9 protein-coding genes are annotated in these 7,713 nt (G+C 70.3%); 6 read left to right on the top strand and 3 right to left on the bottom strand.

The genetic code is table 11. From position 1 onward, the window contains the following. The 5 genes from ACZ4EG_RS40150 to ACZ4EG_RS40130 form a co-directional block, all read left to right on the top strand. Positions 1–360 (top strand): AMP-binding enzyme (locus ACZ4EG_RS40150; RefSeq protein WP_467794139.1); only part of this gene is annotated, 360 nt, incomplete at its 5' end. A gap of 204 nt (positions 361–564) precedes the next feature. Beyond that, entirely contained in the window at positions 565–2,001 is a 1,437-nt protein-coding gene (gene nhaA, locus ACZ4EG_RS40145) for a Na+/H+ antiporter NhaA (RefSeq protein ID WP_467794138.1), read from the top strand. Between the two features lie 39 nt (positions 2,002–2,040). Continuing rightward, positions 2,041–2,535, top strand: coding sequence for a phage holin family protein (locus ACZ4EG_RS40140; RefSeq protein WP_453547477.1), 495 nt, complete (start codon positions 2,041–2,043; stop codon positions 2,533–2,535). Continuing rightward, positions 2,532–3,461: an alpha/beta fold hydrolase gene (locus ACZ4EG_RS40135; RefSeq protein WP_453547475.1), complete on the top strand. Its 930-nt coding sequence runs from the start codon at positions 2,532–2,534 to the stop codon at positions 3,459–3,461. The genes ACZ4EG_RS40140 and ACZ4EG_RS40135 overlap by 4 nt, the downstream gene beginning before the upstream one ends. Before the next feature lie 127 nt (positions 3,462–3,588). After that, a complete protein-coding gene (locus tag ACZ4EG_RS40130) occupies positions 3,589–3,768 on the top strand; it encodes a hypothetical protein (RefSeq protein ID WP_316760244.1) in 180 nt (59 codons plus the stop codon). Positions 3,769–3,799: 31 nt separating this feature from the next. Here the strand turns inward: ACZ4EG_RS40130 and ACZ4EG_RS40125 are convergent, their stop codons facing one another. The 3 genes from ACZ4EG_RS40125 to nth are packed head-to-tail and all read right to left on the bottom strand — an operon-like array spanning position 3,800 to position 6,657. Further along, entirely contained in the window at positions 3,800–4,999 is a 1,200-nt protein-coding gene (locus tag ACZ4EG_RS40125; protein WP_467794137.1) for a MarP family serine protease, read from the bottom strand. 13 nt (positions 5,000–5,012) lie between these two features. After that, complete coding sequence (locus ACZ4EG_RS40120) at positions 5,013–5,708, bottom strand: NUDIX hydrolase (RefSeq protein ID WP_467794136.1); 696 nt, start codon at positions 5,706–5,708, stop codon at positions 5,013–5,015. A gap of 52 nt (positions 5,709–5,760) precedes the next feature. Continuing rightward, a complete protein-coding gene (nth, locus tag ACZ4EG_RS40115; RefSeq protein WP_467794135.1) occupies positions 5,761–6,657 on the bottom strand; it encodes an endonuclease III in 897 nt (298 codons plus the stop codon). A 275-nt stretch (positions 6,658–6,932) separates the two neighbouring features. Here nth and ACZ4EG_RS40110 point away from each other — a divergent pair, with 275 nt between their 5' ends. Next, the gene (locus ACZ4EG_RS40110) at positions 6,933–7,607 is read left to right on the top strand and encodes a Crp/Fnr family transcriptional regulator (protein ID WP_018547939.1); all 675 of its coding nucleotides are present in this window, start codon (positions 6,933–6,935) and stop codon (positions 7,605–7,607) included. Positions 7,608–7,713: the final 106 nt, after the last annotated feature.

The raw sequence follows: 7,713 nt of genomic DNA, 5'->3' as shown, positions 1-7,713 counted from the left end.
GTGGAATCGGCACTCGTCTCCCACCCCGCGGTCGCCGAGGCCGCCGTCGTCGGTGCCACCGACGAGACGACCGGACAGGCCATCGTCGCCTTCGTCATCCTGCGCGGCAGCGCCTCCGAGGACGACACGCTGATGGGCGCGCTGCGCGACCACGTCGGCGCCACGCTCGGCCCGATCGCCAAGCCCAAGCGCATCCTGCCCGTCGCGGAACTGCCCAAGACCCGCTCCGGCAAGATCATGCGCCGGCTGCTGCGCGACGTCGCCGAGAACCGCCAGCTCGGAGACGTCACCACGCTGACCGACTCCACGGTCATGGACCTCATCCAGGCCAAGCTGCCCGCCGCGCCCAGCGAGGACTGAGCAGACACAGGAACACCCGTCCGAGGGGCGCCCCGCACGAAAGCGGGGCGCCCCTCAGGCGCATAGCGTGGAACCACCGGATGCGTCACCCGGCAATCTTAGGTAAACTAAGCAAAGCGCCACTGGCGCGGCAAGATCCTCAAGGTGCGCCGGGAAGTCTGGTCGGCATGTGCTCAGCTCTGCCCACCACCCGGAGGTCTCCCCGTGGCCGCGCCCCGCACCACCGCCCGCCGCAAGGTCCTCGGACGTCTGTCCCTTCCCGAGCGGACCTTCGTCATGGACGCGCTGCGGACCGAGACCGTCGGCGGTGTACTGCTGCTGATCGCCGCGGTCGCCGCGCTGATCTGGGTGAACGTCCCTGCGCTGCGCGACAGCTACGAGACCGTCAGCCACTTCAGCTTCGGCCCCGAGGCCCTCGGACTGGACCTCTCCGTCACGCACTGGGCCGCCGACGGACTGCTCGCCGTCTTCTTCTTCGTCGCCGGCATCGAGCTCAAGCGCGAACTGGTCGCCGGCGACCTGCGGGACCCGAAAGCGGCCGTCCTGCCCGTCGTGGCCGCGCTGTGCGGGATGGCCGTACCCGCGCTCGTCTACACCCTCACCAACATCGCCCACGGCGGATCCACCCAGGGCTGGGCCGTACCCACCGCCACCGACATCGCCTTCGCGCTCGCCGTGCTCGCGGTCATCGGCACCTCGCTGCCCAGCGCCCTGCGCGCCTTCCTGCTGACGCTCGCCGTCGTCGACGACCTGTTCGCGATCCTGATCATCGCGGTCTTCTTCACCGATCGCATCGACTTCGCCGCGCTCGGCGGGGCCGTCGTCGGCCTGGCCGTCTTCTGGGTGCTGCTGCGCAAGGGCGTAGGGGGCTGGTACGTGTACGTCCCGCTCGCCCTGGTCATCTGGGGGCTGATGTACAACAGCGGTATCCACGCGACGATCGCCGGCGTGGCCATGGGCCTGATGCTGCGCTGCACCACCCACGAGGACGAGGCGCACTCGCCCGGCGAGCACATCGAGCACCTGGTGCGGCCCCTGTCGGCGGGCCTCGCGGTGCCGCTTTTCGCGCTGTTCAACGCCGGTGTACTGGTCTCCGGTGGGGCGCTCGTCGACGTGTTCACCAAGCCGGAGAGCTTCGGCGTGGTCCTCGGGCTCGTCGTCGGCAAGACGCTCGGCATCTTCGGCGGCACCTGGCTGACCGTCCGTTTCACCCGGGCGTCCCTCAGCGACGAGCTCGAATGGGCCGACATCTTCGCCGTGGCCGCCCTGTCCGGCATCGGTTTCACCGTCTCGCTGCTCATCGGCGAACTCGCCTTCAAGGGCAACGCGGTGCTCACCGACGAGGTCAAGGCGGCCGTACTGACCGGCTCGCTGATGGCGGCCGTCTGCGCGACCGTCCTGCTGAAGATACGCAACGCCAAGTACCGCAGGCTGTGGGAGGACGAGGAGCGGGACGAGGATCTCGACGGCATCCCGGACGTCTACGAGCAGGACGAGCCGTCGTACCACCTGCGCATGGCGAAGATCCTCGAAGAGAAGGCGGCCGAGCACCGGCGCATCGCCCGGGAACAGGCCGCGGCGCGCCACGGGCTTACCGAAGTGCCGGGCGGGGCAGGCGAGGACGACGACCGTCCGGCATGATCTGACGAGACGGTACAAAAGACGAAGAGGGAGACCGCGATGAGCGCACCCGACGGCAGCCCGGTCGGCGCCGAACGCAGCATCGGCCAGTTGTTCGCCTCGGCGACGACCGAATTGTCGGCGCTGGTGCACGACGAGATCGCGCTGGCCAAGGCCCAGCTGAAGCAGGACGTCAAGCGGGGCGCGACGAGCGGCGGCGCGTTCTCGGCGGCGGCCATGCTGCTGCTGTTCTCCCTGCCGATGCTCAACTTCGCGCTGGCGTACGGCATCCGGACCTGGAGCGGCTGGAACCTCGCGATCTGCTTCCTGCTGTCGTTCGCGGCGAACGTCCTGGTGGCCGTCGTGCTCGCGCTGATCGGCGTGGTCTTCGCGAAGAAGGCCAAGCAGAGCCAGGGCCCGCAGAAGGTGGCGGCCTCGATGAAGGAGACGGCGGGCGTCCTGCAGAACGCCAAGCCCCACCCCCGCGCCGAGCGCCCGGCGCTGGAAGAGCGGGTGCCCGAGGCCATCGAAGCTGTGGGACGCTCGTCGTCATGACGGATCCCTCCCCGACTTCGGTCGTACGCGTCGATGTCCCCGAAGGGGTGACCCACCGGGACGTCGCCGCCAATGGCGCCCGCTTTCACATCGCGGAGCTGGGCGACGGCCCCCTGGTGCTGCTGCTGCACGGCTTCCCCCAGTTCTGGTGGACGTGGCGGCACCAACTGACCGCGCTGGCGGACGCGGGATTCCGTGCGGTGGCGATGGACCTGCGTGGCGTGGGCGGCAGCGACCGCACACCGCGCGGGTACGACCCGGCCAACCTCGCCCTCGACGTCACCGGTGTGATCCGGTCGCTCGGCGAGCCGGACGCCGCCCTGGTCGGCCATGACCTGGGCGGCTATCTGGCATGGACGGCGGCCGCGATGCGGCCCAAGCTCGTACGGCGGCTCGCGGTCGTCTCCATGCCGCACCCCCGGCGCTGGCGCTCCGCGATGCTGCGGGACGCCCGGCAGACGGCCGCCAGCTCGTACATCTGGGGTTTTCAGCGGCCCTGGATCCCGGAGCGGCAGTTGGTCGCCGACGACGCCGCCCTCGTGGGCCGGCTCATCCGGGACTGGTCCGGGCCCCGGCTGCCGGACGACGAGACGGTGGACACCTACCGGCGGGCGATGTGCATCCCGTCGACGGCACACTGCTCGATCGAGCCGTACCGCTGGCTGGTGCGGTCGCTGGCCCGCCCGGACGGCATCCAGTTCAACCGCCGTATGAAGCGGCCGGTGCGCGTGCCGACACTGCATCTGCACGGCTCGCTGGACCCCGTGACGCGGACGCGGAGCGCGGCAGGCTCGGGCGAGTACGTCGAGGCCCCGTACCGCTGGCGACTGTTCGACGGGCTGGGCCACTTCCCGCACGAAGAGGATCCGGTCGCCTTCTCCACCGAACTGATCAACTGGCTCAAGGACCCCGAACCCGATCGGTGACCGCACCGATACGTCCGGCATGTCGCATTGAACGTCTGTCCTACGAACGGCCACATGCCTGGCGCATAGGCCAATTGAGGGGTCCGGGGGCGGTTATCGACCATGGGGCGGGGGCAGACGTCGGGGTATGGGCTGGACGCACGACTACAGTGACGCACCCCGAAACCGCCGTTCCACGGGCGGTCTGAGCTCCCACCAGGGAAGCGCCCCGCAGTTGCCGGGCACCGACCTCAGGGTGGGGATCCCGCGCATCCTGCGCCGCCGGGCCCGCTGGGTCTCGGTACGCCTGCGTCACCCCCGCGGCTGACCGCCCCGCGGCGTCCCAGGCCCGGTAGGCCTCAGAGGGCGCAGCTGTCGGTACCCACCTGCTCGTTCGCCGTACGGCCCTTGGCGATGTCCTGCCGGATCTCGTCCGCCGTGAGCGCGTAGCCGGTGTCGGCGTCGTCGAGGGACTTCGCGAAGACCACGCCGTACACCTTGCCGTCGGGCGTGAGCAGCGGGCCGCCGGAGTTGCCCTGGCGGACGGTCGCGTACAGGGAGTAGACGTCGCGGCGGACGGTGCCGCGGTGGTAGATGTCCGGGCCGTTGGCCGTGATGCGGCCGCGCACACGCGCGGCACGGACGTCGTACGACCCGTTCTGCGGGAAGCCCGCGACGATCGCGCTGTCGCCGCTGTCCGCGTCCCGGGACGCGAACTGCAGGACACGCGCCTTCAGGTCAGGCACGTCGAGTACGGCGATGTCGCGCTCCCAGTCGTAGAGGACGACCTTGGCGTCGTACTTGCGGCCCTCGCCGCCTATCTGGACCGTGGGCTCGTCGACGCCGCCGACGACGTGCGCGTTGGTCATCACGCGGCGGTCGCCGAAGACGAAGCCGGAGCCCTCCAGGACCTTGCCACAGCTCTGGGCGGTGCCCATCACCTTGACGATGGAGCTCTGGGCGCGGGTGGCGACGGGGCTGCCCGCCAGGGCCGGGTCGGGCGGCTGGACGTCGTTGATCGGCTCGTTGGCGAACGGGCTGAAGACCTGCGGGAAGCCGTTCTGCGCGAGGACCGTGGAGAAGTCCGCGAACCACGTGTCGGCCTGCGCGGGCAGGGCGCGGGAGACCCCGAGCAGCACCTTGGAGCTGCGGACCTCCTTGCCGAGCGTGGGCAGCGTCGTGCCGGCCAGGGCCGAGCCGATCAGCCAGGCGACCAGCAGCATCGCCACGACGTTGACCAGGGCGCCGCCGGTCGCGTCCAGGGCGCGGGCCGGGGACCAGGTGATGTACCGGCGCAGCTTGTTGCCGAGGTGGGTGGTCAGGGCCTGGCCGATGGAGGCACAGACGATGACGATCACTACCGCGACGACGGCGACGGTCGTGCTGACCTCCTTCTGGTCGGTCAGGGCGTCCCAGATGACGGGAAGCACATAGACGGCGACGAGACCGCCGCCCAGGAAACCGATCACCGAGAGGATGCCGACGACGAACCCCTGGCGGTAGCCGACGATCGCGAACCACACGGCGGCGACCAGCAGCAGGATGTCCAGCACATTCACGGGGTTCACCCTGTCATGACCGCCAGTCGAGTGGGACCTGCTTCTCTCTGTCCCAGGGCCGCTCCCAGCCCGCGTAGTGCAGCAGCCGGTCGATGATCCCGGCCGTAAAACCCCAGACCAGGGCCGATTCGACCAGAAATGCCGGACCTGCGTGGCCGCGCGGATGGACGGCGGTGGCCCTGTTGGCCGGGTCCGTGAGATCCGCCACGGGGACGGTGAAGACGCGCGCGGTCTCGTTCGGGTCGACGACACCGACCGGGGTCGGCTCCCGCCACCAGCCCAGCACCGGGGTGACGACGAAGCCGCTGACCGGGATGTAGAGCTTGGGCAGCACGCCGAAGAGCTGGACGCCGGACGGATCGAGACCGGTCTCCTCCTCGGCCTCACGCAGCGCGGCCCGCAGCGGTCCGTCGCCCGACGGGTCGCCGTCCTCCGGGTCGAGGCTGCCGCCGGGGAACGACGGCTGGCCGGCGTGCGAGCGCAGCGATCCGGCGCGCTCCATCAGCAGCAGCTCGGGACCGTGCTCGCCCTCGCCGAACAGGATCAGCACGGCGGACTCCCGCCCCGCCCCGTTCTCCGGCGGCAGGAAGCGGCTCAGCTGGAGCGGCTCGACCGTCTCCACGGCGCTCACCACCGGGTCCAGCCACTCGGGCAGCCCCTCCCTGTTGAGCGTCGCCGAGCCACCGCGCGTGTCGCTCGTGTGTGTCATCGCCACCCCCGTTCTTCCGTGTCCAACGCCCGACGGCACCTCGATCGTTCCGTCACGCGGCCCCCAGCGGCGGCGCCGGCCTGCCGCCCGCGTCGAGATAGGACTGCGGGGGCTTGAGGCGCTGGCCCGGGAAGCCGCCCTTCTCGTACTTCAGCAGCTTCCGGGCCTTGTCCGGGTCGGTCTCGCCCTCGCCGTACGCCGGGCAGAGCGGGGCGATGGGGCAGGCGCCGCAGGCGGGCTTGCGGGCGTGGCAGATGCGCCGGCCGTGCCAGATCACATGGTGCGAAAGATCCGTCCACTCGCTCTTCGGGAAGAGCGAGCCGACGACGGCCTCGATCTTGTCCGGGTCGGTCTCGTCGGTCCACTTCCAGCGCCGTACGAGCCGCTGGAAGTGCGTGTCCACGGTGATGCCGGGCCGCCCGAAGGCGTTGCCGAGCACGACGAACGCGGTCTTGCGGCCGACGCCGGGGAGCTTGACGAGGTCCTCCAGCCTGCCCGGGACCTCACCGCCGAACTCGTCGACCAGGGCCTTCGACAGCCCTATGACCGACTTGGTCTTGGCCCGGAAGAAGCCGGTGGGGCGGAGGATCTCCTCCACCTCCTCCGGGTTGGCGGCGGCCAGGTCCTCGGGGGTGGGGTACTTGGCGAAGAGCGCCGGGGTCGTCTGGTTGACCCTGAGGTCCGTGGTCTGGGCGGAGAGCACCGTGGCGACCAGGAGCTCGAAGGGGTTCTCGAAGTCGAGCTCGGGGTGGGCGTAGGGGTACACCTCCGCGAGTTCGCGGTTGATGCGGCGGGCGCGGCGGACCAGGGCGGTGCGCGACTCGTCGGCCGGAATCTTCTTCGCGGGCGCCGACTTCACCGGCGTCGCCTTCGCCTGCGCTTTCTTCGCCGCAGTCGTTTTGGCAGTTTTTACGGTTTTCCTACCGCCGCCAGGGTTCTGTTCGCCCACAGCGGAATCGCGACGTACAACCACCCGCGCAGCCCCCTTGGCCTGTGCTCTACCGGCGACTTGGACACCCGGCCAGCCTAAAGCCCGGCACCGACATCCGCCCCGGACCCAGAAGATCAGCGCCCAATTGGACCCCTGCCGCTTACCTCGGGACACCTGTGCGGCATCCTTGTGACAGATCACACTGTTTGGACCGTCCGGCAAAATGGGGAGCACGGTCCCCTGGTACCAAGGGGGAGCAAGATCCCCTGAGCAGGTCGACAAGGAGAGAACTCGTGGACGACGTTCTGCGGCGCAACCCGCTCTTCGCGGCGCTCGATGACGAGCAGTCCGCGGAGCTGCGCGCCTCCATGAGTGAGGTGACCCTCGCACGTGGAGACTCCCTGTTCCACGAGGGCGACCCGGGCGACCGGCTCTACGTCGTCACCGAGGGCAAGGTCAAGCTCCACCGCACCTCGCCCGACGGCCGCGAGAACATGCTCGCCGTCGTCGGCCCCGGCGAGCTGATCGGGGAGCTGTCGCTGTTCGACCCCGGTCCGCGCACGGCGACCGCCACCGCCCTCACCGAGGTCAAGCTGCTCGGTCTCGGCCACGGCGACCTCCAGCCCTGGCTGAACGCCCGCCCCGAGGTGGCCACCGCTCTGCTGCGCGCCGTCGCGCGCCGTCTGCGCAAGACCAACGACGCCATGTCCGACCTGGTCTTCTCCGACGTCCCCGGCCGTGTGGCCCGCGCCCTGCTGGACCTCTCGCGCCGCTTCGGCGTGCAGTCCGAGGAGGGCATCCACGTCGTCCACGACCTGACGCAGGAAGAGCTGGCCCAGCTGGTCGGCGCGTCCCGCGAGACCGTGAACAAGGCGCTGGCGGACTTCGCCCAGCGCGGGTGGCTCCGCCTGGAGGCGCGGGCCGTGATCCTGCTGGACGTCGAACGCCTCGCCAAGCGCTCGCGCTGACGCCGAGTCCCTGCCTTACGACTATGGGGTGCCGCCTCTTGAGGGCGGCACCCCGTTTTCGTCGCCGCCGGGCCCTGAACGTCGCGGCCGGGGCGGTGAATGAGCG

This window comes from Streptomyces sp. NPDC025638 (assembly GCF_055558775.1).
Note: the sequence above shows the minus strand (reverse complement) of the source record. Positions and strands in the feature narration are given on the sequence as shown.

Bases quoted from the DNA above. Each gene is read 5' to 3' on its own strand.
- ACZ4EG_RS40140 (WP_453547477.1), top strand. From the start codon at position 2,041: ATGAGCGCACCCGACGGCAGCCCGGTCGGCGCCGAACGCAGCATCGGC.
- ACZ4EG_RS40135 (WP_453547475.1), top strand. From the start codon at position 2,532: ATGACGGATCCCTCCCCGACTTCGGTCGTACGCGTCGATGTCCCCGAA.
- ACZ4EG_RS40120 (WP_467794136.1), bottom strand. From the start codon at position 5,708: ATGACACACACGAGCGACACGCGCGGTGGCTCGGCGACGCTCAACAGG.
- ACZ4EG_RS40130 (WP_316760244.1), top strand. From the start codon at position 3,589: ATGGGCTGGACGCACGACTACAGTGACGCACCCCGAAACCGCCGTTCC.